Origin of the sequence: Vibrio sp. RW, from assembly GCF_027587105.1 — a bacterium.
GTDB classification, from domain to species: domain Bacteria; phylum Pseudomonadota; class Gammaproteobacteria; order Enterobacterales; family Vibrionaceae; genus Vibrio; species Vibrio toranzoniae.
Map to the genome: position 1 here is coordinate 129122 of NZ_JAPPTM010000004.1, position 24203 is coordinate 153324.

26 protein-coding genes are annotated in these 24203 nt (G+C 45.1%); 18 read left to right on the forward strand and 8 right to left on the reverse strand.

Going from position 1 to position 24203, the window contains the following annotated elements:
• Positions 1-7 precede the first annotated feature (7 nt).
• From OCT63_RS04940 to OCT63_RS04960, 5 genes are all read left to right on the forward strand, one after another.
• Positions 8-586 carry an aminodeoxychorismate/anthranilate synthase component II gene (locus tag OCT63_RS04940; protein ID WP_161673250.1) on the forward strand — a complete coding sequence of 193 codons (579 nt, stop codon included), beginning with the start codon at positions 8-10 and terminating at the stop codon, positions 584-586.
• 400 nt (positions 587-986) lie between these two features.
• A complete protein-coding gene (locus tag OCT63_RS04945) occupies positions 987-2198 on the forward strand; it encodes an aspartate aminotransferase family protein (protein ID WP_161673252.1) in 1212 nt (403 codons plus the stop codon).
• Between the two features lie 107 nt (positions 2199-2305).
• Entirely contained in the window at positions 2306-3325 is a 1020-nt protein-coding gene (gene astA, locus OCT63_RS04950; RefSeq protein WP_161673254.1) for an arginine N-succinyltransferase, read from the forward strand.
• A 40-nt stretch (positions 3326-3365) separates the two neighbouring features.
• The gene (gene astD, locus OCT63_RS04955) at positions 3366-4823 is read left to right on the forward strand and encodes a succinylglutamate-semialdehyde dehydrogenase (protein ID WP_161673256.1); all 1458 of its coding nucleotides are present in this window, start codon (positions 3366-3368) and stop codon (positions 4821-4823) included.
• Positions 4824-5035: 212 nt separating this feature from the next.
• Positions 5036-5827: a DUF1338 domain-containing protein gene (locus OCT63_RS04960; protein ID WP_161673258.1), complete on the forward strand. Its 792-nt coding sequence runs from the start codon at positions 5036-5038 to the stop codon at positions 5825-5827.
• Between the two features lie 184 nt (positions 5828-6011).
• Here the strand turns inward: OCT63_RS04960 and crp are convergent, their stop codons facing one another.
• From crp to OCT63_RS04990, 6 genes are all read right to left on the reverse strand, one after another.
• Positions 6012-6644 carry a cAMP-activated global transcriptional regulator CRP gene (gene crp, locus OCT63_RS04965; RefSeq protein WP_004410522.1) on the reverse strand — a complete coding sequence of 211 codons (633 nt, stop codon included), beginning with the start codon at positions 6642-6644 and terminating at the stop codon, positions 6012-6014.
• A gap of 240 nt (positions 6645-6884) precedes the next feature.
• Positions 6885-7754, reverse strand: a complete 870-nt coding sequence (locus OCT63_RS04970) for a phosphoribulokinase (protein WP_017055817.1) — start codon at positions 7752-7754, stop codon at positions 6885-6887.
• Between the two features lie 77 nt (positions 7755-7831).
• Positions 7832-8044 carry a YheU family protein gene (locus OCT63_RS04975; protein ID WP_017055816.1) on the reverse strand — a complete coding sequence of 71 codons (213 nt, stop codon included), beginning with the start codon at positions 8042-8044 and terminating at the stop codon, positions 7832-7834.
• A gap of 121 nt (positions 8045-8165) precedes the next feature.
• The gene (locus OCT63_RS04980; protein WP_161673260.1) at positions 8166-9158 is read right to left on the reverse strand and encodes a hydrolase; all 993 of its coding nucleotides are present in this window, start codon (positions 9156-9158) and stop codon (positions 8166-8168) included.
• A 273-nt stretch (positions 9159-9431) separates the two neighbouring features.
• Positions 9432-9902: a TIGR02444 family protein gene (locus tag OCT63_RS04985; RefSeq protein WP_161673262.1), complete on the reverse strand. Its 471-nt coding sequence runs from the start codon at positions 9900-9902 to the stop codon at positions 9432-9434.
• The gene (locus OCT63_RS04990; RefSeq protein WP_161673264.1) at positions 9899-11821 is read right to left on the reverse strand and encodes an ABC transporter ATP-binding protein; all 1923 of its coding nucleotides are present in this window, start codon (positions 11819-11821) and stop codon (positions 9899-9901) included. Before OCT63_RS04990 ends, OCT63_RS04985 begins: the two co-directional genes overlap by 4 nt.
• A gap of 172 nt (positions 11822-11993) precedes the next feature.
• Between OCT63_RS04990 and kefG the strand changes: the two genes are divergently transcribed.
• From kefG to OCT63_RS05015, 5 genes are all read left to right on the forward strand, one after another.
• Positions 11994-12578: a glutathione-regulated potassium-efflux system ancillary protein KefG gene (kefG, locus tag OCT63_RS04995; RefSeq protein ID WP_060468725.1), complete on the forward strand. Its 585-nt coding sequence runs from the start codon at positions 11994-11996 to the stop codon at positions 12576-12578.
• Positions 12565-14361: a glutathione-regulated potassium-efflux system protein KefB gene (kefB, locus tag OCT63_RS05000; protein ID WP_060468724.1), complete on the forward strand. Its 1797-nt coding sequence runs from the start codon at positions 12565-12567 to the stop codon at positions 14359-14361. The genes kefG and kefB overlap by 14 nt, the downstream gene beginning before the upstream one ends.
• Positions 14362-14487: 126 nt before the next feature.
• Positions 14488-14688 (forward strand): YheV family putative zinc ribbon protein, encoded by a 201-nt coding sequence (locus OCT63_RS05005; protein ID WP_017632113.1) that lies wholly within the window; start codon positions 14488-14490, stop codon positions 14686-14688.
• A 96-nt stretch (positions 14689-14784) separates the two neighbouring features.
• A complete protein-coding gene (gene slyD, locus OCT63_RS05010) occupies positions 14785-15372 on the forward strand; it encodes a peptidylprolyl isomerase (protein ID WP_017055809.1) in 588 nt (195 codons plus the stop codon).
• A gap of 219 nt (positions 15373-15591) precedes the next feature.
• Positions 15592-16554: an isoaspartyl peptidase/L-asparaginase family protein gene (locus tag OCT63_RS05015; RefSeq protein ID WP_060468723.1), complete on the forward strand. Its 963-nt coding sequence runs from the start codon at positions 15592-15594 to the stop codon at positions 16552-16554.
• Positions 16555-16680: 126 nt separating this feature from the next.
• Here the strand turns inward: OCT63_RS05015 and OCT63_RS05020 are convergent, their stop codons facing one another.
• Entirely contained in the window at positions 16681-16908 is a 228-nt protein-coding gene (locus tag OCT63_RS05020) for a SlyX family protein (RefSeq protein ID WP_269983318.1), read from the reverse strand.
• Between the two features lie 5 nt (positions 16909-16913).
• Complete coding sequence (locus OCT63_RS05025) at positions 16914-17891, reverse strand: WD40 repeat domain-containing protein (protein ID WP_102506822.1); 978 nt, start codon at positions 17889-17891, stop codon at positions 16914-16916.
• Positions 17892-18022: 131 nt separating this feature from the next.
• On the opposite strand from OCT63_RS05025, the gene fkpA reads away from it, so the two are divergent.
• The 8 genes from fkpA to fusA all read left to right on the forward strand — a co-directional run bounded on the left by fkpA (position 18023) and on the right by fusA (position 24126).
• Entirely contained in the window at positions 18023-18799 is a 777-nt protein-coding gene (fkpA, locus tag OCT63_RS05030; protein ID WP_269983319.1) for an FKBP-type peptidyl-prolyl cis-trans isomerase, read from the forward strand.
• Positions 18800-19003: 204 nt separating this feature from the next.
• On the forward strand, positions 19004-19729 hold the full coding sequence (locus OCT63_RS05035) for a helix-turn-helix transcriptional regulator (protein ID WP_017055804.1): 726 nt from the start codon (positions 19004-19006) through the stop codon (positions 19727-19729).
• On the forward strand, positions 19723-20112 hold the full coding sequence (gene tusD / locus OCT63_RS05040; RefSeq protein WP_061019159.1) for a sulfurtransferase complex subunit TusD: 390 nt from the start codon (positions 19723-19725) through the stop codon (positions 20110-20112). Before OCT63_RS05035 ends, tusD begins: the two co-directional genes overlap by 7 nt.
• A complete protein-coding gene (gene tusC / locus OCT63_RS05045; protein ID WP_161679994.1) occupies positions 20109-20465 on the forward strand; it encodes a sulfurtransferase complex subunit TusC in 357 nt (118 codons plus the stop codon). Before tusD ends, tusC begins: the two co-directional genes overlap by 4 nt.
• An 8-nt stretch (positions 20466-20473) precedes the next feature.
• The gene (gene tusB / locus OCT63_RS05050; RefSeq protein ID WP_077680934.1) at positions 20474-20749 is read left to right on the forward strand and encodes a sulfurtransferase complex subunit TusB; all 276 of its coding nucleotides are present in this window, start codon (positions 20474-20476) and stop codon (positions 20747-20749) included.
• 182 nt (positions 20750-20931) lie between these two features.
• The gene (gene rpsL, locus OCT63_RS05055) at positions 20932-21306 is read left to right on the forward strand and encodes a 30S ribosomal protein S12 (protein ID WP_004737194.1); all 375 of its coding nucleotides are present in this window, start codon (positions 20932-20934) and stop codon (positions 21304-21306) included.
• Between the two features lie 106 nt (positions 21307-21412).
• Complete coding sequence (gene rpsG, locus OCT63_RS05060; RefSeq protein WP_010435163.1) at positions 21413-21883, forward strand: 30S ribosomal protein S7; 471 nt, start codon at positions 21413-21415, stop codon at positions 21881-21883.
• Between the two features lie 146 nt (positions 21884-22029).
• Positions 22030-24126 (forward strand): elongation factor G, encoded by a 2097-nt coding sequence (gene fusA, locus OCT63_RS05065; protein ID WP_017055800.1) that lies wholly within the window; start codon positions 22030-22032, stop codon positions 24124-24126.
• Positions 24127-24203: the final 77 nt, after the last annotated feature.

Sequence of the window (24203 nt, forward strand, 5' to 3'; positions counted from 1 at the left end):
TCGACCCATGTTACTTATCCTCGATAACTACGACTCCTTTACCTATAACTTGTATCAGTATTTCTGTGAGTTAGGGGTAACTGTAAAAGTTGCTCGCAACGATGAGATTGATATTGCGGGCATTGAAGCGCTGAATCCTAGTCATCTTGTTATCTCGCCGGGCCCTTGTACGCCCGATGATGCGGGTATTTCTCTGCAAGTCATTGAGCACTTCGTTGGTAAGCTGCCGATCTTAGGGGTGTGTCTTGGTCATCAAGCCATTGCCCAAGTCTTTGGTGGTGAAGTGGTGAGAGCCAGACAAGTGATGCATGGTAAAACCTCTCCAATCCGTCACAACGGTAAGAGTGTTTTCCAAGGTCTCAATAATCCTCTGACTGTGACGCGATACCACTCTTTAGTGGTGAAGAATGGCACGCTACCCGACTGCTTTGAACTCACTTCTTGGACGGAATTTGAAGATGGCAGTATGGATGAGATCATGGGTTATCAACACAAAACCTTGCCGATTGATGCAGTACAGTTCCACCCTGAATCGATTAAAACAGATCAGGGACACCAACTTCTGGCTAATTTCCTAAGACGCTAGGTGTTTGAATCCGTGTTTTAAGCGCTCCTCTCTCCCTGACACTGATCACCTTTTATAACATTTCTCCCTCGTTAGGCTAAGTTTTTAGTCTATGCAATATTATTCGCCTTATTTCCTCTCGACCTCAATATACAGCTGTACCAGTAAGGCTTTGCTGTTTTTAGAGATACGTTTGAATAGAAAAAGCTTCATAAAATAGATTAATTGATGCATAAATAGTCATGGGTAGTGACATTTAGCTGGCTGTCATGGATGGCTAAAGAATAATCTACTATTGAAAACGTTAATTAAATGTAAATATAATGCTGCGGCGGGATTATGACGGGACAAAATATTTTTGTCTCACTTATAAACCAATACGCTTATTTGCGAAGCTTGCGGTATCGAGAAGGAATGTACGATGACAGTGGAAAATAAAGTAGAACGTAGTCTGTTTAATGAGGTGATGGTGCCTTGTTATAACCCAATGGAAATGATCCCAGTAAAAGGGGAAGGCGCACGCGTTTGGGACCAACAAGGCCGAGAGTATATCGACTTTGCTGGTGGTATCGCTGTGAGCTGTTTGGGTCACTGTCACCCAGCAATGGTGAATGCAATTACTGAGCAAGCGAATAAGCTTTGGCATCTAAGTAATGTGATGACCAACGAACCTGCGCTGCGTCTAGCGAAAAAGCTAACCGACGTGTGTTTTGCAGAAAAAGTATTCTTTGCGAACTCTGGCGCTGAAGCCAATGAAGCAGCATTGAAGCTAGCTCGTCGTTGGGCTGCGGATGTCCATAGTCCTGAAAAATCTGAAATCATTGCATTCAAACAAGGTTTCCACGGTCGTACTTTCTTTACCGTAACCGTTGGTGGGCAAGAAGCTTACTCTGATGGTTTCGGTCCTAAACCGGGCGATGTGACTCATCTACCTTACAACGATATTGCAGCGCTAGAAGCGCACATCTCTGATCGCACTTGTGCAATTATGATGGAACCTCTGCAAGGCGAAGGCGGTATCATCTCTCCAACTTCTGAGTTCGTGAATACGGTTCGTGAACTGTGTGATAAACATAACGCACTGCTTATCTTTGATGAAGTACAAACCGGTAATGGTCGTACTGGTAATTTTTACGCTTACCAAGGCCTAGGTGTGACACCTGATATTCTAAGCACTGCGAAATCACTCGGTGGTGGTTTCCCTATCGGTGCAATGTTAACGACCACAGAGCTAGCAGAGCACCTTAAAGTAGGTACTCACGGTTCTACTTACGGTGGTAACCCACTGGCGTGTGCTGTTGCAGAAGCGGTTGTTGATGTGGTTAGCCAACCTGAAGTATTAGCAGGCGTGAAAGAGCGTGAAGCACTGTTCCGTGATGGTCTTGCTAAGATTAACGACAAGTACCAAATCTTCAGTGAAGTCCGTGGTAAAGGTCTATTGTTAGGTGCTGCGCTGAATGAAGAGTGGCAAGGCCGTGCTCGCGACGTATTAGTAGCAGCTGGTGAACAAGGCTTGATGGTACTGGTTGCGGGGGCAAACGTGGTTCGTTTCACGCCATCACTGGTTATTACTACACAAGAAATTGAAGAAGGCTTATCAAAACTAGACAAAGCAATCGCTACGCTAGTATAGCCTGAGCGACGTCATAGGAATCATCGTCATTAGAGCGATCCTATGACGTTTCGCTAAAGGCCCAAGCTTCTGGTTTTGGGCCTGTTTTGCATCTGGAGGGAATATTGATGCTAGTTGTTCGCCCAATTAAATTATCTGACTACGATTCGCTGCATACCTGCGCCGTTGAGTCAGGACATGGATTTACGTCTCTTCCGGTTAATGAAGAACTGTTAACCAACCGAATTACTCACTCTGAATACAGCTTTGCCAAACAAGATGTGACTGAGCCCGGTGACGAAGGCTACTTAATGGTTGGCTTTGATACCGAAACTGGAGAAGTGGCCGGTACGACAGGAATCGAAGCTTCGATTGGCTGGGATGTACCGTTTTATTCTTACCACATCAGTAAAGTGGTTCACTCATCACAAAAGCTTGGCGTTAATAATGTCGTGAAGCTGCTGACTTTCGGTAATAACTACACCGGATGCAGTGAGATCTGCACACTATTCTTGCGACCTGATTTCCGTGGTGGATTGAATGGCCGTTTGATGTCTAAGTGTCGTTTCTTAATCATGGCTGAACACCCAGAGCGCTTCTCTGACACTATTTTTGCTGAAATGCGTGGTGTATCGGATGCTGAAGGCAATTCACCTTTCTGGCAGTGGCTGCAAGAGCACTTCTTCTCTATTGATTTTACACTTGCAGATTACTTAACCGGTATTGGTAAGAAAGGCTTCATTGCTGATCTTATGCCAAAGTTACCAATCTACGTAAACTTATTGAGTAAAGAGGCCCAGTCTGTGATTGGTCAAGTGCACGAGAATACTCGTCCGGCACTAAGGCTACTTGAACGTGAAGGTTTTACTAATCGTGGCTATGTTGACATTTTTGATGCAGGTCCAACGGTTGAATGTGATTTAAAAAATATCGAATCAGTGCGTCATGCGATTCGTGCTCAAGTAAAAATTGCCGATCACTCTAGCTCGAAAGACTTCCTAATTGGTAATACCTCGTTTGAAAACTTCCGCGCGGTCGCCGCGAAAGGCGCGTATGACCAAGAAAGAGACACAGTGATTTTATCATCTGAAGTAGCAAGCGCTCTTGAAGTAAAAGAAGGCGAATTCGTTCGCATGTTGGCTCAATAAGAGCGGTGATTATCTGTCGAAGATTTTTAAGGATAGAAGTATGACTCAGTGGATAGCAGGACAATGGGTGGCAGGTCAAGGTGATGCCATGACATCAGTAAGCCCATACAACAACGAAGTAGTGTGGCAGGGTGATAGTGCAACACCGGCACAGGTTGAATCCGCAGTAGCGGCGGCTCGTGAAGCCTTCTTAGTTTGGAAAAAGCTGAGCTTTTCTGAGCGCGAAGCGATCGTGTTGAAGTTCGCGGAAAAAGTGAAAGAGAACAGCGAAGAAATCGCACAAATTATCGCAAAAGAGACGGGTAAACCTATTTGGGAAACTCGCACGGAAGCGGGCGCGATGGCAGGCAAGATCGCTATCTCTATCCGTGCTTACCACGAACGTACTGGTGAAGCTTCACGTGAAGCGGCAGGCAACCAAATCGTACTTCGTCACCGTCCACTGGGCGTGATGGCGGTATTTGGTCCTTATAACTTCCCAGGACACCTCCCTAACGGTCATATTGTTCCTGCACTGCTATCGGGAAATACCGTGGTATTTAAGCCTTCAGAGCAAACACCTTGGACAGGTGAGTTCGCAATGAAGCTATGGCAAGAAGCGGGTCTTCCTGCTGGCGTAATCAACCTAGTGCAAGGCGCTAAAGAGACAGGTATCGCACTGGCCGATGCTAAAGGTCTTGATGGCGTGTTATTTACGGGTAGTGCGAATACGGGCCATATCCTGCACCGTCAATTCGCGGGTCAACCGGGCAAGATGCTAGCTCTAGAAATGGGCGGCAACAACCCGATGGTGATCAGCGACCAATACGGTGATGCGGACGCAACGGTATACACCATTATCCAATCGGCGTTCATCAGTGCAGGTCAACGTTGTACATGTGCTCGTCGCCTGTATGTTCCTGTTGGTGAGAAGGGCGACCTACTGATCGATAAGCTGGTAGCAGCTACGCAAAAGATTCGTGTTGATCAGCCTTTCGCTGAGCCAGCACCATTCATGGGCCCACAGATCTCTGAAGCAGCAGCTAAGTTTATTTTAGACGCGCAAGCGAATCTGCAATCGCTAGGCGGTGTCAGCCTAGTAGAAGCAAAAGCGGGTCAAGCGGCGTTTGTTTCTCCGGGGATTATCGATGCAACCAACATTGCTGAACTGCCGGATGAAGAGTACTTCGGTCCATTGCTACAAGTAATTCGTTACCAGTCACTAGAGCAAGCGGTTGAGTTAGCTAACGACACACGCTTTGGTTTATCTGCTGGTTTAGTATCAACAGATGATTCTGAATGGGAATACTTCGTTGACCATATTCGAGCGGGTATTGTGAACCGTAACCGTCAGCTAACAGGCGCCAGTGGTGATGCACCATTTGGTGGTCCGGGTGCTTCAGGTAACTTACGCCCTAGTGCTTACTATGCGGCTGACTACTGTGCTTATCCTATGGCTTCAATGGAAGGTGGTGAAACTCAACTTCCAGCAACGTTTAGCCCGGGTATTGCGCTGTAATTTAGACTAATGAGCACTAAGCTCATTCGTTAAATTGGAAATAGGGAAGTGGTGTTATCGCTTCCTTTTCCATCACGTCCGACACCTAGATTGGGCGGTAGATAATAATAGAACAAGTATGTCACAGGCTGATGGCTGCTGACTTTGGGTCTCAGCCTCTCCCTTTCTAATCCAAATTACTAGCTTGCTAGAACCTCTGACAAGGAGTCACCATGACGCCCGATCTACTATTTAAATCACTATGGGATGATTACATTCACAGGCTGTGCCCATCGGCTGAGAAAGTACACCAGTTGCTAAAAGAAGACGAAGCGCTGATTAATGATCATATTGCACTGCGTACTTTCAATGTAGCTCCGCTGGGAATTGAAACGCTGGCTAAGCCTTTCCTTGAGTTAGGTTATAAAGCGTGTGGCGATTACCTGTTTGAGAGCAAGAAGCTAGTCGCTAAGCATTACGAGCATCCAGATCCAAAGCAGCCGAAAGTGTTCATTAGTGAGTTGAAGGTAGAAGAGTGCTCAAGTGAGTTGCAACAGATCGTTGCTAAGTTGGTTGAGCAAGTTGACGCAAGTCAGCTTCAAGGTCATGAATTCTTGTTTGGTGGTCGTCTCTGGGATTTGAGCTTCGCAGATTTCCAATTGCTAGCAAAAGAGAGTGAATACGCGTCTTGGCTAGCGGCTCATGGTTACGGTGCCAACCACTTTACGGTGAGTGTGAACCAACTTAATAACTTCGATGAAGTGCAGGCCGTGAATGACTATCTGAATGAGTCGGGATTCACGATCAATGCGTCTGGAGGTGAGGTGAAAGGCTCTCCAGAGGTCTTATTAGAGCAATCATCAACAATGGCAGACAAAGTCCCAGTTTCATTTGTGGAAGGCAATGAGATGATTCCTGGTGGCTTCTATGAGTTTGCTAAGCGCTATGCGATGGCGAATGGTGAGCTTTATACCGGGTTTGTCGCAGCATCGGCTGACAAGATTTTTGAAAGCACCAACGGTTAAAGAAAGATTCGAGCACGGGCTTTGCCCTAGGGATGCGGGTGCGCTTCGCTTCGAGATAGTTTGCGTTTGGAAGTTGTAAGTGTTCCATTCGCATCTCGCATCTGCTCTCTAGATCTTTAGATAACAAAAAAGCCACCAAATTTTCATTTGGTGGCTTTCAAATTTTTGGCTCAGTTAATCGAGATTAACGAGTGCCGTATACCACGATAGTTTTACCGTGTGCAGAAATTAGGTTCTGCTCTTCTAGCATCTTTAAGATGCGACCTACTGTCTCACGAGAACAACCAACGATCTGGCCAATTTCTTGACGAGTGATCTTGATTTGCATGCCGTCAGGGTGAGTCATTGCATCGGGTTGTTTCGCTAGGTTTAGTAGCGTTTGAGCGATACGACCGGTTACGTCAAGGAACGCTAAGTCACCAACCTTTTGGCTAGTTACTTGCAGGCGGCTTGCCATTTGCGCTGAAAGACGCATCAGAATGTCTGGGTTCACTTGGATAAGTTGGCGGAATTTCTTGAAAGAAATCTCAGCGACTTCACAAGGAGATTTTGCTCGAACCCACGCAGTACGCTCTTGGTCTTCTTCGAATAAGCCAAGCTCACCGATGAAGTCGCCTTGGTTTAGGTAAGAAAGAATCATTTCCTTACCTTCTTCGTCTTTGATAAGAACTGCCACAGAACCTTTCACAATGTAGTACAAGGTTTCTGCCTTTTCACCAGCATGAATCAAAGTACTTTTTGAAGGGTACTTATGAATATGACAGTGTGAAAGGAACCACTCTAATGTTGGATCGGTTTGGGGTTTACCTAGAACCATAATATCTTACTTCCTCTGCAGGGTATGCTTGCTGCTTTCCGTATTTTAGCTAAGCCTGGATTGACTCGTTAGGATAAGAGCACTTGTTGAGTGCTGCAAGCTATCTTGTGTTTCGTTTAAGAATAGTATCCTTTTTCAGGTACTATTTCTTGATTTTAATCGTGACCAAGCTACGATTTTTTACGCAAAATTGTGCACATGATCACGGTATGAAAAGTAATCAATAAGAATGATGTACCGTTAACCTATTTTGCCGGTTTCGATGAGCTGCTGCAGGATTGGCCTTACAATGAGCTCCATAGCAAAACTCATTTTTCCTCCTGGCACCACAAGCGTGTTGTGGCGAGACATAAATGAGCCATCAATCATAGCCAAAAGGTAGGGGAAATCGACGTTTTTGATGCCACGTAATCGTATAACTACGAAGCTCTCGTCTAAACTAGGGATCCCTTTGGCGTTGAGTGGGTTGGATGTATCTACGGTTGGCACTCGTTGAAAATTGATATGAGTACGCGAAAATTGAGGAGTAATGTAGTTAAGATAATCATCCATTGAACGAACAATTGAGTCCATTACTGCTTCGCGTGAGTGCCCGCGATCGCGTGTGTCACGAACGAATTTTTGTATCCATTCAAGGTTTACGATTGGCACCATGCCAATTAGCAGGTCGACATGTTTAGAGACGTTGATGTCTCCGTCTACTACACCGCCGTGTAGGCCTTCGTAGAACATCACATTTGAATTTTCAGGGATCTCTTGCCATGGCGTAAAGGTACCTGGCATTTGATTGTAAGGCACGGCTTCATCGAAGGTGTGCAGATAACTCCGTACTTTACCGGTGCCTTCATTACCGTATTGATGGAAGAATTCTTCTAATGCGCCAAAATCGTTAGCCTGTGGACCAAAGTAGCTGATGTGCTTACCTTGCGCGCGTGCCTTGCGGATTTCGACATCCATTTCTGGTCGAGTAAAGCGATGGAAGCTATCCCCTTCAACCCAAGCGGCCTTCACGTCCATCATATTGAACATTTTACGGAAGGCTTCTGAGGTAGTGGTGGTGCCGGCTCCAGACGAACCCGTCACCGCAATAATTGGATGTTTAGCGGACATGACAACCCTTGTCGTTTGAGTAACATACTTGTTAGCAATCGATTTTTACTATAACACGGCTCCTTTCTAAGCGCAGCCTAGAAGCGTTTTATGACTTGGATATCAACGGTTTCATGTAGCTCAGAAAACACGATGCTGACCTCTCCCGAGGCTAATTGATGTTTCACTTGGTCAATCTTGTTCTGTAATGAAACCTCTACGTCGCCGTAGTCTGTACCTTCACGCAGTACGAACTCTTTGATGAGGTTTTCCAGTGTCTCTGGCGCGATGTCTTGCCATGGGATGATCATAAATACTTCTCTCTTTTATGTTCATGAGTATGTTCATTGGTACATTGATGAGTGTGTCTAGTGGACATTACCACTCCCCCCTCTTTACCAAAGCTAAGCTTATTTTTATAACGTCCGGGCATTATGCCGAATCTTGGAGACTTTCATAGTAGGCGGGTAATGCTTCTTCTAACCAAAATCGTGGCTTTAGTGTGCTACCTGTGATGAATCCAACATGGCCACCTTTCTGAAATAGACGATAATCGATGTTGTCGGGGAGGACGAATTTTGGAATAACATCATCAGTCATGAATGGATCATCTTTGGCGTGAATGATCTGTGTCGGTAGTTTTATCTGATTGAGCTTAGGAAGAGCGGAGCACTGTGCGTAATAGTCTTGCGCGTTTTTGAACCCGTGTAGCGGCGCAGTAATCCGTTCATCAAACTCGTATAGCTTATTAATTTTCTTGATCGCTTCAGCGGTGATCCCGAGTTTATCTTGTAGCAGATTACCCTTTTTCAACGCATTGGATTTGAGTGAATTGAGCAGGTACTTCTTATAGATCTTGGAGAAACCTCGTTCAATGCGGCTTGAACAACAGGCAAGATCAAAAGGTGCAGAAACTATTGTTGCCGCCGACAGCAATGGGTCATCTGCGTATTCAACCAAATAGTTCGCTAACATGTTTCCGCCTAAGGAAATCCCAACCGCAACCTTTGGATTGTTTGGAAAATGTGTATGAAGGTGTTTAAGGAAGAAGCGAGCGTCTTCGACTTCACCTGAGTGATATGCGCGAGCCAATCGATTCGGTTTTCCGCTGCAGCCTCTAAAATGCATCATCACTGAAAGCCAACCCTCTTTAGCAAACGCATTCATTAGGCCGTTGGCATAAGGACTCTCAAAGCTACCTTCTAAACCATGGAACAGAACGAATATAGGTTTGTTACTTCGATGATTACTACCTGGATTGTCACCACTTGGTGATTCGCTCCAAGCAAGGTCGAGAAAGTCACCATCGAGTGTTTCTAATGTTTGCCATTGAGGATGAAACAACGCCTGCTTTCTAATAAACCGTGGTATTAAGGTTTGTAAGTGGGGGTTAGATAAACCAGCGGCAGCGGTAAATATTGTCATAAAAACAGTCCATGCTTATTTTATGGGCTTTGATAAAGGATTGAGCTTGTTGTGAAACGCTCACGTTTTGATTTGATCTTGGGTGATTCTCGGTATAAGCGCAAGGGTTTAACTTATAGGAAACATAAAAACAGGTTGATCGTAACTGGCTGAATATCATCAAGGTTGGTTGTCTTATCGATTGCCTTTGGTGTGCATTCGTCTGTACGTGAACATGGAAATGATAGTGCGAAATTAAGCTCGGGTTTTGATTCAAAAGGGAGAGGTGACGTGTTAGGGCTGTGGTGCTGGTTCAGAAAAAGCGGCATAGAGGTTTTCTGCCCCTAATAAACGACAGTATTGAAAGGTGAGTGACGATTGTTGGCTAGCAAAAAGTTTAAGGGAGTTAATGCAGTCAACGAGGTCGGACTGCTGCTGTTTCTCTAGCTGTAGCTCAAATTGGAGAGCTTCGCGGTAGAGAGAGTCGACAACCTGAGGTTTGAGGTGTTTACGTAGCTCACGATAGTTGTGAAGAAGAGTTTCAGAGCGGCTTAAACACTGTTGTACTTTATGCCACTCTTCTTCGGCAAAAGAGAGTTGCTGCTCATCAAGCCATTTGAGAAGCAGCAGAAGATTGACGTTGCCGTGGAACTGGTTTTGCAAAGCTAAGCACGCATCCTTTACACCGCGCACACTGTAATACTGAAGGCTAAATTGCCATAGTCGTTCCAGTGTTAGTGATATCGGGGCGTGCTCTGGGCTCATAAGCTATCCATTTCCTGTTCCATTTGCTCAAGCTCTTCCTGAGTGGACATCCAATCCATTTCAACTTCTTCTAGCTGTGATTTACTGCTCGCTTGCAGTGCGAGTACTTTATTCAGTTTAGCCTTATTTTCAGCTTCATAAAGTGAAGTGTCAGATAATTGTTGTTCAGCTTCTTCAAGATCAAGCGTCAACTTATCCATTTTCTTTTCAAATTGAGTCAATTGTTTGCGAATAGGCGCGGTCAGTTTTCTGAACTCTGCTTCTTTACGTTTTTGTTCTTTCTTTGATGCTGCGCTGTTCGCGCTGTCTTTAGCCGGAGCTAACGCTTGCGCTTCTTTACGTTCAATTTTTTGCTGTTCAGTCAGCCATTTATAGTAATCGTCAAGATCACCGTCAAAGGGCGCAACCTGACGGTCATGTACTAGGTACAAGTCATCGGTGGTTGCACGCAGTAAGTAACGGTCGTGCGATACGATAACCATCGCGCCTTCAAACGTTTGTAGCGCGAAGGTCAGCGCTTGACGCATATCGAGGTCAAGGTGGTTGGTTGGTTCATCGAGTAACAAGAGATTTGGCTTTTGCCATACCAGTAGCGCCAATACCAATCGTGCTTTTTCACCACCAGAAAACGGAGCCACTTTATCGAGCGCTTTTTCACCTTGGAAGCCAAAGCTGCCTAGGTAATCTCGCAATTGTTGCTCGGTGTGCTTAGGCGCAATCTGCATCATGTGTTGCAGTGGCGTCTCTTCTGGATGCAGCGTTTCCAATTGATGTTGAGCGAAGTAACCCAACTTAACGCCTTGCGAATAGTTCAGTTCACCACCTTGCTGTTTTAGTTCGCCTGAAAGCAGTTTGATCAGTGTCGATTTACCCGCACCATTTCGGCCCAGCAGGCCGATACGGCTACCTGGAACGAGGTTAAGGCGAATCTTTTCTAGAATTAGGTTGTCGTCGTAGCCCGCCGATACCTCATCCATCATCATGATTGGATTAGGCAGCGCGTCTGGCTCTCTAAATTCAAAGCTGAATGGGTTATCAAATTGAGCGGGTAGCACTTGTTCCATTTTCTCAAGTGCTTTAATGCGGCTTTGTGCTTGGCGAGCTTTTGAGGCTTTGTAACGGAAACGATCAATGTAGCTTTGCATGTGAGACATTTGCTTCTGCTGCTTCTGGAACATTGCTTGTTGCAGGATCAGTTTCTGAGCACGTTGAGTCTCAAACGACGAGTAGTTTCCTGTGTATTCGTTAAGCTGCTGGTTTTCAACATGCACGATGCGGTTGACGATAGGATCTAAGAAGTCTCTATCGTGCGAGATAAGAATCAGTGTACCAGGGTAGCTTTGTAGCCAGCGCTCTAACCACATCACTGCGTCTAAGTCTAAGTGGTTGGTAGGCTCATCGAGTAGCAGTAAGTCACTACGACATAGAAGAGCTTGCGCTAAGTTCAAGCGCATACGCCAACCACCCGAAAATTGGGTCAGATTCCATGTCATTTGTTCTTGACGAAAACCAAGGCCATCAAGTAATTCTGCGGCTCGTGAATTGATGGTGTAACCACCAATAGTTTCAATTTTTCCGTGTATCTCTGCTACCAGTGTACCGTTGTCGGCCTGTTCTGCTTTGGCTAATTGCTCTTCAAGGCCACGATATTCTCTGTCACCATCAATCACATACTCAATGGCTTTTCTTTCTAATGCTGGGGTTTCTTGTGCAACCCAAGCCATTTCCCAGTGAGCGGGTTTACTGAATGAACCGGCATCAATCGATAATTCATCCTTAATTAAGGCGAAAAGCGTGGATTTACCACAGCCGTTTTTACCAACCAAACCGATCTTGTCGCCAGGATGAAGAGTCGCAGATGCTTGGTCGAGGAGTGGCTTACCGCCGCGTAGCAATTGAATATCAGAGAAAGTAATCATAGAAGTAGCATAGAAATTAGAGGTGAACAGACGCCTGCATAGTAGGCTGAAACCAGATTAAAGTCGATCACAATGCAATTTGCGTTATTATGCCAATAACATATTAATAACTTTTGTTTTAAATTCTTGTGGCCTTGCCACTGTTTAGCCCTCAAAGGAATGTTTCAAAGGAATGAGTAATACTCCCTCGACAGACAACCCCGTGCCAAAGGTGTTAATCATTTACGCACACCCAGAGCCGCACACCTCTATTGCTAATCAGATGATGATTAAAAAGGTAGAGTCGCTAGGGCATGTTAAAGTTCATGATCTCTATGCCATCTATCCAGACTTTTTTATCGATGTCCCTTATGAGCGTAAATTGCTCCTTGAGTACGACGTGATTGTGTTTCAACACCCTCTATTTATGTATTCATGCCCTTCGCTCTTAAAGGAGTGGTTTGATCGCGTGTTAGGGAAAGGTTTTGCGTTTGGTGAGCAGTGTGCGCTTAAAGGTAGGTACTGGAGAAGTGTTATCACTACTGGTGGTAAAGAAGAGGCATTTGGCGCTGCAGGCTATAATAAATATCCATTGCAAGAGATCTTACAACCGTTTGAGTTAACCGCTGCTTTGTGTCAGATGAACTGGATGTCACCTTTGGTTTTACATTGGGCACGGAATGTTTCGGATATGGCGCGTTATCAACACGCTGAAGCCTATCGAAACTGGTTGCAAGATCCGCTACAAGATACAGGAGCGAATGATGGCCCTGACTAATGATTTTCTGCAAAGTAGCGTTATCTTTTTAGCGGCGGCTGTCGTTGCGGTTCCTATCGCACAGCGAGCTGGTTTGGGTTCGGTGTTGGGGTATTTGTTAGCAGGTGTGGCGATTGGGCCATGGGGGCTCGGGCTGATCAGTGACGTCGAGGCAATTCTGCATTTCTCCGAGCTTGGGGTCGTATTATTGCTCTTTCTGATTGGTTTAGAGCTAAACCCAAAAAAATTGTGGCAAATGAGAGCGCCTATTCTTGGGTTGGGTGGCGCGCAAGTGCTGATCACCACTTTGATAATTACCGCTATCGTGCGTTTGTTTGGTTTAAGTTGGCAAACGAGTCTCGTGATAGGTATGGGGTTGGCACTATCTTCAACTGCGATAGCTTTGCGTGTTATTGAGGAGCGGGAGCTCGGTGGCAAAGAGGCCGGGCAGTCAGGCTTTGCGGTGTTACTTTTTCAAGATATCGCGGTCATTCCAATGTTGGCGATGTTACCCCTGCTTGCTGGTAATGTCGGTGGTAGTTGGGCTGATATGTTGTGGATGCTAGGTGGTGTGATTGGTTTGTTTGTTGGTGGTCACTTCTTACTGAGACCACTGTTTCGGTACATAGTCATGAGTGGTGTTCGTGAGGTGTTTACGATTGCGGCACTATTACTTGTGATTGGTATTGCGGTCATAATGCAGCAAATTGGCTTGTCGATGGCATTAGGTACTTTCCTCGCGGGCGTACTTTTGGCTGAAAGTGAATATCGACACGAGCTTGAGATTGCGATTGACCCCTTCAAAGGGCTACTGCTAGGTCTGTTCTTTATCTCTGTTGGGATGGCGGTAAATTTAGGTTTGTTAGCGGAAAGCCCATTCGTCATACTCAGTGCTGTGTCGGCTTTGGTCGTCTTAAAGGGGTTAGTGTTGTATGTGCTTGCTCGTATCTTTGGTACTCAAGCTAAAGCGCGTAGCCGAATGGCAATGATTCTTAGCCAAGGTGGTGAGTTTGCCTTTGTCATTTTTACTGCGGCGAGCGCACAAGGCCTCTTAAGTAACGAACAAGTGTCGTTCTTATTGGTTGTTGTCAGCTTGTCTATGGTGACAACGCCATTGATGTTAAAGCTGCAAGATAAATTTTTCGCTCGTCAACTTAATCAAATCAGTGAAAGTTCGATGTCTTCAGATGTGGTGGATCGCAGCCCTCGAGTGATCATTGCTGGCTTTGGTCGTTTTGGTCAAATCATTGGCCGCTTAATGTATGCCAACAAGATTCGTATCACAGTCCTTGAGAGTGATGCTAGCCAAATACATATCCTTAGAAAGTTCGGTTACAAAGTATTTTACGGCGATTCAACACACTTAGAGTTGTTAAGAGCTGCGGGTGCAGATAAAGCCGAAGCGATTGTGTTGTGTACTGACTCTCCAGACGAAATTATGAAAACCGTCGATTTATGTAAGCAGCACTTCCCACGCTTAAAGATCTTAGCGCGTGCTCGAAGCCGTGTTGAGGCCTATCAATTGCTTAACCACGGTGTGAGTAACTACTCGCGAGAAACCTTCCTTGGAGCCCTCGATTTAGGTCGTCAAACGTTGACCGAACTCGGCATGCATCCTTATAAAGCGAAGCGAGCAGAAGCACACTTTAGGAAATTGGATAATGGTATGCTGAAGGAGTTACTTTCTCAGCATAGTGAAGATGCAGAGCTAGCTCAAAGAGCCAAAGAGGCTCGCAAAGAGCTCGAAGAGATTTTTGGACACGAGATGGAAAACGATCACCAGTCTCGAAACTATTGGCAATAATTCAGAGCTTAGAGCCAATGATTTTGTAATAAGAAAAATACAGCCTAATAATAAACGCGGTCTCTATTGGCTTTACATCGTGGAGCATAGAAGAACAGCGAATCCAGAGTAGTAAAGGACATGAACGTGAAACAGAAAAAACGCTTTATCGCAGGGGCGAGCTGCCCAAGCTGCAACACTCAAGACACACTTCGCTGGTGGGTCGAGAATAATATCGAGTTGGTGGAATGTGTCGACTGCGACTTCACTGAACAGCGTAAACCCAAAACTGTAGAGAAATCTGAACACGCGAATCAAGAAATGATCGGTATTTTTAAACCAGAATGATTGAGTTTCATTAATTCATCCCCATAATACCCGGTGTACAAAATTTATTCCTAGGTTCAACTGTTCGAGCCTAGTCCAAACCTCCTTGGAGCTCTCATGAAAATTGAAAAGAACGTAGTGGTTAGTGTTGCATATCAAGTGAAACTTGAAGATGGCGTAGTAGTTGATCAATCAACTGCAGAGGCTCCACTAGATTACCTTCACGGTCACAACAACCTAATTACAGGTCTTGAAAAAGAGCTTGAAGGCAAAGTGGCTGGCGACAAATTCTCTGCAACTGTTACTCCAGAAGAGGCTTACGGTGAGCACAACGACGCACTCGTTCAACGAGTGCCTTCTGATGTGTTTCAAGGTGTTGAAGAAATCGAAGTAGGTATGCGTTTCCTAGCGGATACAGACCAAGGTCCGATCCCAGTAGAAATTACTGAAGTAGATGGCGACGAAGTTGTTGTTGACGGTAACCATATGCTAGCTGGTCAAACACTAACGTTTGATGTTGAAGTTGTAGCGGTTCGTGAAGCGACTGAAGAAGAAGTTCAACACGGTCATGTGCACCAAGAAGGTGGCTGTGGTCACGACCACGATCATGACCACGAAGGCGGTTGCTGCGGTGGCGAAGACCACGACCACGGTGAAGAGAAAAAAGACGGCTGCTGCGGCGGCGGTAGCTGTGGTTCTCACTAATACCGAATTAACGGTGTAGATTAAGAATCTTGAAAGCCTCCCTTGTGGAGGCTTTTTTCGTATTGGCGCCGAGCCTTTTGACCTGGCTTTTAATCTACCGAATTAAGTATCCGTAAATCTAAGCATCCGCAAAAAGTTTGGTTTTCTCTATCAGACATAGAATCATGGATGTGGTATTGATAGCACAACATTCTAAGAATACGTCAGTGGAGAATTTGCATGTCACAGCCTTTTTCAATCGCCATTCATGGTGGTGCTGGAACCATCTTGCGAGATCAGATGAGCGATGAACTAAAAACGGGCATTGTCGAAGCCTTGAAAAAGTCTGTTTTGGCCGGTTATCAAGTTCTGCAATCGGGCGGTGATGCTCTCGATGCAGTGGTTGCATCGGTTAAAGTGATGGAAGACAGCCCACACTTTAATGCTGGTAAAGGTTCGGTTTTGACTCATGATGAATTTGTTGAGATGGATGCCTCAGTGATGCATGGGCGTGAAATGGATGCCGGTGCTATAGCAGGGGTGCGTCATATTAAAAACCCAGTTGAGCTCGCGCGTGATGTGATGCTTAAAAGCGACCACGTACTACTGATTGGCGAAGGTGCTGAGAAGTTTGCCTTTGAACACGAGTATACGTTTACCGAGCAAGACTACTTTTTTACTGAACGTCGCTACGATCAGCTGCAATCGATGAAGGAGAAAGGTATTTTTGCTCTCTCTGAAGCTCAGTATGAAGAGCAACAAGACCAGTATCCAGACGATAAAAAGCATGGAACCGTAGGGGCTGTAGCGTTAGACCAAGCGGGGAACTTAGCGGCAGCGACAAGCACTGGCGGCGTGACTAATAAGCAATATGGTCGTGTCGGTGACTCGCCAATCATAGGTGCAGGTACTATTGCCGAAAATGGTAACGTTGCTGTTTCTACAACGGGTATGGGTGAGTTTTTCCTCAGAAAAATGGTCGCCAGTGATGTGGCTGCACGAATGCGTTACCTCAAGGAAGATGTGCACACGGCCAGTGAGCAAATTATCCAAGGTGAACTAAAAGCCATGGGGGGGGAAGGCGGTTTGATCGCTATTGATGGCCAAGGCGAAATTCATTTCGGAATGAACAGCTCTGGGATGTACCGTGCCAGCGTTGATACTGAAGGCTATGTTGAAGTGAAAATTTATGCCGATGAGTAAACCATGATGGTTTGATCCTGGCATGTCGGTACATAAACGAAGGGCGACAGATAGATCTGCCGCCCTTTCAATTTTTGTTGTCAGTGGAGTGCATCACTAATATTTATTCGCTCGTTTTCAGCTTGCCTAATAGTGTGGCGGTGGCGTCTCTTCTGATGCGTCTGCTAAGTTTGAGCCATCCATGTTTTTCACTTTGCCAACCACGAACTTCATTTGGTCTTGCATTCTTGTGATCAACATCTGTTGTTGGCTAAGCGCTTCATTGAGTTCTTCAATGGTCTGTTCTTGAAAAGCTAGCTGACACTCTAGGTCATTCACGCGGCTTTCCAGTTTTTCAATTCGCTTTTCTGTCATCGTTCTTAATCCACATTCCAAGCTTGGGCAATGCCCGCTGAGGTGCCCGATATCACACGGTTTTTATCATCAAAGGTCGCATCATACACTACCGCACGGGGAGGGCGAGCATCTTTTAATGGTTCAGCATCGTGACGAGAAATTCTTTTGCCATCCTGAGTGTTCCACACGCTCACCTGGCTTGATGGTGTTCCTGTCACCAACATGCGGCCGTTATCAGAGAAACGTGCACTTGAAAATATCAATTGTCGAGACCAGCTCTGTAGTTGCGCTTGATACTCACCAGTTTCAAGATCCCAAATCATAGCCTGATTACCTCCGTCAGAGGTAAAAGCCAGTTCACCATCGCGCTGTAGCGCAACTCGTACTACTCTTTGTTCATGCTCAAAGGTACGCAATACCAAGCCAGACTCGGTATCCCAAAGGTAAGCTTTGTAATCATTCCCGCCAGTAAGTGCGTAGCGACCATTGGCCGAAAGGGACACCGAATTCACTTTTTCTCGGTGAGCGAGGAACTCCAGACGGCGTCCGGTGACTAAATCCACATAGATCGCTTTACCATTAGACAGGCCAAGCAATACTTTTTCACCGTTGCTAGATATATCGACATCGCGAATCAAGCCATCGGAAATAGACCAAAGCCCTTCAGCTTGAGTCCAAGATAAGTCCCACACGGCGAAATTCATTTGGCTTGCGGTAATGGCAAAGCGACCATTGTCCGAGATTCGGATACGGGATACTTGGTTTTCTGATTGGTCTTGCGGACCGAGTTGAGCAAGCTCTTTGTTTTGCTCTAAGTCCCAGAGCAGTAAGTGTTTTTTCTGAGAGTAGAGCAGGGCGAAGCGTCCATCTCTGCTGAGTGCAAAACTGGTGGCACCATTGGGTTCAATTTCCCAACGTTGATCATCATCTTGGAAGAAAAAACAGCCATTTAACAAGGTGATGACAATTGTACATAGCAATGAATGAAAAAATATTCGCATCACGTCTAATAATCCGGTTTTTGTCGAAAGACATATGACTAGTATATTGTTATAACTAACGTATTCACACCAATCTAATCATTAGATTTGTGCACAATAACCAATGGCTTGGCCATTAATTGGAGAATTCAATGAAATCAGTTTTAAAAGTATCACTGCTTGCCGCAACGGTTATGCTAGCAGTTGGTTGTCAGAAAGAAGAACCAAAGGCAGAAGCTCCTCAAGTAGAAGAAGTTAAAGTAGAAGCAGTAAACTTTAAAACAGAAGACGACAAAGCAGCATACGCAATCGGTGTATCTTTCGCTAACTACCTAAGCACAAGCATTGATAAGCCAAGCGAGCTAGGTATTAACCTAGACAAAGACATGGTTCTTCAAGGTATCGAAGACGTATTCGCAGAGAAAACGGCACTGAACGAAGAAGAGACTCGAGCGGCTCTTGAAGCTCTAGATAAGCGTGTTGCTGAAACTATGCAAGCACAAGCGGCAGAAAAATCGGCAGAAACTAAGAAAGTGGGTGATGACTTCCGCGCTGAGTTTGCTAAAACTGAAGGCGTTAAGCAAACGGAATCTGGTCTACTTTACCAAGTAATGACGGCAGGTGAAGGCGCTTCTCCAAAAGACACGGACACAGTTCAAGTTCATTACAAAGGTACGTTAACAGATGGTACTCAGTTCGACAGCTCTTACGAGCGTGGTGAACCAGCAACATTCCCACTTAACCGCGTAATTCCTGGTTGGACTGAAGGCGTGCAACTGATGAAAGTTGGCTCTAAGTATAAGTTCGTTATCCCGCCAGAGCTAGCCTACGGTGAGCAAGATACACCGACTATCCCTGCTAACTCAACGCTAGTGTTCGAAGTCGAATTACTAAAAATTGATGATACTGAAGCGGCCGCTGCTCAGTAATATCAAAGCGAAACTTCGTTCTAAAATACGTTGGTAGAATAAAAAGCCTAACTTCAAGTTAGGCTTTTTTATGATTTTAAATTGAGTATTTTATTTTTAAACTTGTTCTAAATCACTAGTTGCAATGTTAGCTAGGTGTGCAATTAAAATTTTCTGATAAACTTACATAAATTTGTTGATTTTTCACACGAAGGTAAGGAATAAGTGACTACTACAGAAACAATCAATGCAGATGTGTTACTTGAAATGGAATCAGTCCACGTTATGCCATTCAGTGAACACGATAAAATTATTTTAAGATCTTATGAGGCCGTTGTTGATGGTATTGCGAGCCTTATTGGTCCGTTTTGTGAAATCGTTTTGCACTCATTAGAAGACCTCAATACTTCTGCAATTAAAATTGCCAACGGTGAGAATACTGGTCGTCAGGTTGGCTCTCCGATCACCGATCTTGCATTAAAGATGCTGAAAGATATTGAAGGTTCTAAGCGTAACTTTTCACGCTCATACTTCACTCGCGCTAAAGGTGGAGTATTAATGAAGTCGATCACGGTTGCTATCCGCAATGGTGAAGACCGAGTGATTGGCCTGCTGTGTATTAACGTCAACCTAGACGCGCCATTCTCACAAGTGCTGCAATCTTTCATGCCTACGCAAGACGCAGACGAAGCCGCATCATCGGTTAACTTCGCAAGCGACGTTGAAGAGCTTGTCGACCAAACGGTTGAGCGCACCATTGAAGAGATCAACGCAGATAAGTCAGTATCGAACAATACTAAGAACCGTCAGATCGTGATGGAGCTATACGACAAAGGTATTTTCGACATCAAAGACGCGATTAACCGTGTTGCTGAGCGCTTGAATATCTCCAAGCACACCGTGTACCTATACATCCGCCAACGTAAAACAGAGGATGAAGAGGGTTGTTAAGCTATACACTCTTAGTCAATGGACCTGTCTACGGTTCACAGTCCGCAAGAAGTGCTTACCAGTTTGCCGTGGCTCTGATTAAACAGGGCCACAAACTTCACAGTGTATTCTTCTATCAAGATGGCGTCAGTAATGGCTCCGATCTCACCGTACCTGCTAACGATGAATTCGATTTAGCTTCTGCTTGGCAAAAGCTAGCGGATGAGCACGATGTTAGCTTGGAAACGTGTGTAGCAGCCGCGCTAAGACGTGGTGTGATTAGCTCGGACGAAGCAGAGCAACACCAACTAAGCGCATCGAACTTAGCGTCAGGGTTTACTCAGGCCGGGTTAGGGAGCTTATCGGAAGCGCTACTCACGCAAGATAGGGTGGTACAGTTTTGAGAAAGTTAGCCTTTATATTTAATAGTTTTCCTCATAGTACTGCTGCTGGTAGAGAAGGGTTAGATGCATTACTTGCCGCTTCCGCTTACAGTGAAGATATCTCAGTGTTCTTTGTTGGCGATGGCGTGACACAGCTCCTTAAAGCTCAGCAACCCGACGAAGTCCTATCACGCGACTACATCTCAGCATTTAAGCTTATGGACCTGTACGACATCGAACAGGTGTATGTGTGTCAGCGTAGCCTGTGTCAGTTTGGTCTTTCGACAGACAACCTGTTGATTGATGTAACCGCGGTTGAAGCGGATGAGTTAACGCAGAAGCTAACTCAATGCCAGCAGATACTGACTTTCTAGGGGACGCTATGCTTCATATCGTAAAATCAGTCGACAAACTTAAACTCGCATTGACCTACTCTCAACCACAGGATAACTTCCTTTTAGTGGAAGATGCGGTGTATGTTTGCCTTCCCAATCATGAGTTATTCACTCAAATCTGCGCAGTTGATCAGGTGTCGGTGTTAAAACCGGATCTCGATAGCCGAGGTTTACAGCCCCTTGTCTCTGGTGCACTTAGTCAAGTGGACTTTGACGGGTTCGTTAAGCTGACGGTTTTGAGCGACAAATCAGTCACTTGGTAGCCGTGTTTTATCAGTTTGGTTAAAATTAAACCATCCTGAGCTCTGGACGGCTAAAAAAGATCTGTATATTTCTTGACACACCTCCCACTGCTGAATAGAATTTTGCGTCCCTAATTACGACTTGTGATTAGGGATAGATTTTTCACAAAGCTTACTTTCAAGTAAATTTCAGGAGCTAGTTAATGGCAACTATTAACCAGTTGGTTCGCAAACCTCGTGTAAAGCAAGTTGTTAAAAGCAACGTGCCTGCACTAGAAGCGTGCCCACAAAAACGTGGTGTATGTACTCGTGTTTACACTACTACACCTAAAAAACCTAACTCGGCACTACGTAAAGTATGTCGTGTACGTCTAACCAACGGTTTCGAAGTAACTTCGTACATCGGTGGTGAAGGTCACAACCTTCAAGAGCACAGTGTTGTACTAATCCGTGGCGGTCGTGTAAAAGACCTTCCGGGTGTTCGTTACCACACTGTTCGCGGCGCGCTTGACTGTGCTGGCGTTAACGACCGTAAACAAGGTCGTTCTAAGTACGGTGTGAAACGTCCTAAGTCTTAATGCATTTTCTTTTTTAAAAGAAAGCGTTAAGTAAGGCCAAACACTATTTTATTTATTATTCTGAAAAGTTTTGGAAAAAACCTGAAGAAGACAACGGAGAATATCCATGCCACGTCGTCGCGTAATAGGTCAGCGTAAGATCCTTCCAGATCCTAAGTTCAAATCTGAATTGCTGGCAAAATTCGTTAACATCCTTATGGTTGACGGAAAGAAATCTACTGCAGAGAAAATCGTTTACACTGCACTAGATTCAATGGCTGAGAAGTCTGGTAAAGACCACTTAGCTGTATTTGAAGAAGCTCTTGAAAATGTTCGCCCAGCGGTAGAGGTTAAATCTCGCCGTGTAGGTGGTTCAACTTACCAAGTACCTGTAGAAGTTCGTCCGGTTCGCCGTAACGCTCTTGCTATGCGTTGGGTAGTTGAAGCTGCGCGTAAGCGTGGTGAAAAATCTATGGCTCAACGCCTAGCTGCTGAAATGCTAGACGCGTCTGAGAACAAAGGTACTGCGGTTAAGAAACGTGAAGACGTTCACCGCATGGCTGACGCAAACAAAGCGTTCGCACATTACCGCTGGTAATACCTTTTTGTGCTGCAAGGTTCCTTGCAGCACTTCTTTAGTTCCTATGCATATGCTAGGAACTATTGCTATTTCTAGGGCTGGTACTTTTTAGCATCCTGGGTATAGCAATAGTCCCTAAGTCTCTAAGTTAAGAGGATTCAACCGTGGCTCGTAAAACTCCTATTGAGCGATACCGTAATATTGGTATTGTTGCTCACGTAGATGCAGGTAAAACAACCACAAGTGAACGTATTCTGTTCTATACCGGTCTTTCTCACAAAATCGGCGAAGTTCACGATGGTGCAGCAACCATGGACTGGATGGAGCAAGAGCAAGAGCGCGGTATTACGATCACTTCAGCAGCGACCACTACGTTTTGGCGTGGTATGGAAGCTCAGTTCTCAGATCACCGTATCAACATCATCGACACCCCTGGACACGTTGACTTTACTATTGAAGTTGAACGTTCTTTGCGTGTACTTGATGGTGCTGTCGTTGTGTTCTGTGGCTCATCTGGCGTTGAACCTCAGTCAGAGACAGTATGGCGTCAAGCCGATAAGTACCAAGTTCCACGTTTGGTTTTCGTTAACAAAATGGACCGTACAGGCGCAGACTTCTTACGTGTCGTTGAGCAGATCAAGGACCGCTTAGGCGCAACTCCTGTTCCTATCCAATTGAATATTGGCACTGAAGAAAACTTTCAGGGTGTTGTTGACCTTATCAAGATGAAGGCAATCAATTGGAACGATGCTGATCAAGGCATGACCTTCACTTACGAAGATATTCCAGCAGACATGCAAGAAATGGCTGAAGAATATCGCACAGAACTTGTTGAAGCCGCTGCAGAAGCAAGTGAAGAGTTGATGGATAAGTACCTTGAAGAAGGTGAACTAACAGAAGCTGAAATCAAACAAGGTCTTCGTACTCGTACCCTTAATAATGAAATAGTACTAGCAACTTGTGGTAGTGCATTCAAAAACAAAGGCGTACAAGCTGTTCTAGATGCCGTTGTTGATTTTCTCCCTTCACCAATTGATGTACCTGCGATTCAAGGTATTGATGAAGACGAGAATGAAGTAGAGCGTCACGCGGACGATAAAGAACCGTTCTCTGCGCTAGCCTTTAAAATCGCAACCGACCCATTCGTTGGTACTCTAACTTTCATCCGTGTTTACTCTGGTATTGTAGAAAGCGGTAAAACTGCTTACAACTCTGTGAAGAAGCAACGTGAACGTTTAGGTCGCATTGTTCAAATGCATTCAAATAAACGTGAAGAAGTAAAAGAAGTACGAGCAGGTGACATTGCAGCCATTATTGGTTTAAAAGATGTAACCACCGGTGAAACTCTGTGTGACCAGAATCATAAGATTATTCTTGAACGCATGGAGTTTCCAGACCCAGTTATTCAGATCGTTGTAGAGCCAAGCTCGCAAGCTGATCAAGATAAAATGACCATTGCTCTAGGTAAACTAGCAGCAGAAGACCCATCGTTCCGTGTTGATATGGATGCGGAAACAGGCCAGACACTGATTTCTGGTATGGGTGAACTACACTTAGATATCATCGTTGACCGTATGAAGCGTGAATTTAACGTGAACTGCAACGTTGGTAATCCGCAAGTAGCTTATCGTGAAACAATTCGCGGTACAGCGAAAGCAGAAGGTAAATTTATCCGTGAGCATGGTGGTAAGGGTCAATACGGTCACGTATGGCTGAAACTGGAGCCATCAGAAACTGGCGAAGGCTTTGTCTTCGTAGATGAAATTGCCAACGGTATTGTACCTAAAGAGTTTATCGCTTCAGTTGCTAGAGGCGTTGAAGAGCAGATGAACAATGGTGTGCTTGCTGGCTATCCAGTTTTGGATATCAAAGCTACACTGTATGATGGTTCTTACCATGAAGTTGATTCAAGTGAGATGGCGTTTACAATCGCTGCCTCTATGGCTTTCAGGACGGGTGCACTTGAAGCGCAACCAGTTCTGCTTGAGCCTATGATGAAAGTTGAAGTAACTACTCCAGAAGACTGGATGGGTGACGTTGTTGGCGATATTAACCGTCGTCGTGGCATCATCGAAGGTATGGACGAGGGGACAGCTGGCCTGAAGATAATTCGTGCACAAGTTCCGTTGTCTGTCATGTTCGGTTACGCAACTGATTTACGTTCTGCGACACAAGGGCGTGCTTCTTACTCTATGAAGTTTAGTGAGTACGCTGAAGTGCCTAACAATGTTGCAAAAGCAATCATTGCAGAACGTGGTTAAACAAAAGGAAGGCATTTTTCTTTATTTTTTAAAAGAACAATGCGTCCAAATATTGCGCTAACGAGAGTTGGCGCATA

What these genes read in the sequence shown, in the direction of transcription:
- tusB (WP_077680934.1), top strand. Translation starts at nt 20,474, where the DNA reads ATGCTTCATATCGTAAAATCAGTCGACAAACTTAAACTCGCATTGACC.
- kefG (WP_060468725.1), top strand. Translation starts at nt 11,994, where the DNA reads ATGAGTAATACTCCCTCGACAGACAACCCCGTGCCAAAGGTGTTAATC.
- OCT63_RS04975 (WP_017055816.1), bottom strand. Translation starts at nt 8,044, where the DNA reads ATGATCATCCCATGGCAAGACATCGCGCCAGAGACACTGGAAAACCTC.
- OCT63_RS04980 (WP_161673260.1), bottom strand. Translation starts at nt 9,158, where the DNA reads ATGACAATATTTACCGCTGCCGCTGGTTTATCTAACCCCCACTTACAA.
- OCT63_RS05020 (WP_269983318.1), bottom strand. Translation starts at nt 16,908, where the DNA reads ATGACAGAAAAGCGAATTGAAAAACTGGAAAGCCGCGTGAATGACCTA.
- OCT63_RS04990 (WP_161673264.1), bottom strand. Translation starts at nt 11,821, where the DNA reads ATGATTACTTTCTCTGATATTCAATTGCTACGCGGCGGTAAGCCACTC.
- OCT63_RS05025 (WP_102506822.1), bottom strand. Translation starts at nt 17,891, where the DNA reads ATGCGAATATTTTTTCATTCATTGCTATGTACAATTGTCATCACCTTG.
- OCT63_RS04960 (WP_161673258.1), top strand. Translation starts at nt 5,036, where the DNA reads ATGACGCCCGATCTACTATTTAAATCACTATGGGATGATTACATTCAC.
- astA (WP_161673254.1), top strand. Translation starts at nt 2,306, where the DNA reads ATGCTAGTTGTTCGCCCAATTAAATTATCTGACTACGATTCGCTGCAT.
- OCT63_RS04970 (WP_017055817.1), bottom strand. Translation starts at nt 7,754, where the DNA reads ATGTCCGCTAAACATCCAATTATTGCGGTGACGGGTTCGTCTGGAGCC.
- crp (WP_004410522.1), bottom strand. Translation starts at nt 6,644, where the DNA reads ATGGTTCTAGGTAAACCCCAAACCGATCCAACATTAGAGTGGTTCCTT.
- slyD (WP_017055809.1), top strand. Translation starts at nt 14,785, where the DNA reads ATGAAAATTGAAAAGAACGTAGTGGTTAGTGTTGCATATCAAGTGAAA.
- rpsL (WP_004737194.1), top strand. Translation starts at nt 20,932, where the DNA reads ATGGCAACTATTAACCAGTTGGTTCGCAAACCTCGTGTAAAGCAAGTT.
- rpsG (WP_010435163.1), top strand. Translation starts at nt 21,413, where the DNA reads ATGCCACGTCGTCGCGTAATAGGTCAGCGTAAGATCCTTCCAGATCCT.
- kefB (WP_060468724.1), top strand. Translation starts at nt 12,565, where the DNA reads ATGGCCCTGACTAATGATTTTCTGCAAAGTAGCGTTATCTTTTTAGCG.
- fkpA (WP_269983319.1), top strand. Translation starts at nt 18,023, where the DNA reads ATGAAATCAGTTTTAAAAGTATCACTGCTTGCCGCAACGGTTATGCTA.
- OCT63_RS04945 (WP_161673252.1), top strand. Translation starts at nt 987, where the DNA reads ATGACAGTGGAAAATAAAGTAGAACGTAGTCTGTTTAATGAGGTGATG.
- astD (WP_161673256.1), top strand. Translation starts at nt 3,366, where the DNA reads ATGACTCAGTGGATAGCAGGACAATGGGTGGCAGGTCAAGGTGATGCC.
- OCT63_RS04985 (WP_161673262.1), bottom strand. Translation starts at nt 9,902, where the DNA reads ATGAGCCCAGAGCACGCCCCGATATCACTAACACTGGAACGACTATGG.
- OCT63_RS05015 (WP_060468723.1), top strand. Translation starts at nt 15,592, where the DNA reads ATGTCACAGCCTTTTTCAATCGCCATTCATGGTGGTGCTGGAACCATC.
- OCT63_RS04940 (WP_161673250.1), top strand. Translation starts at nt 8, where the DNA reads ATGTTACTTATCCTCGATAACTACGACTCCTTTACCTATAACTTGTAT.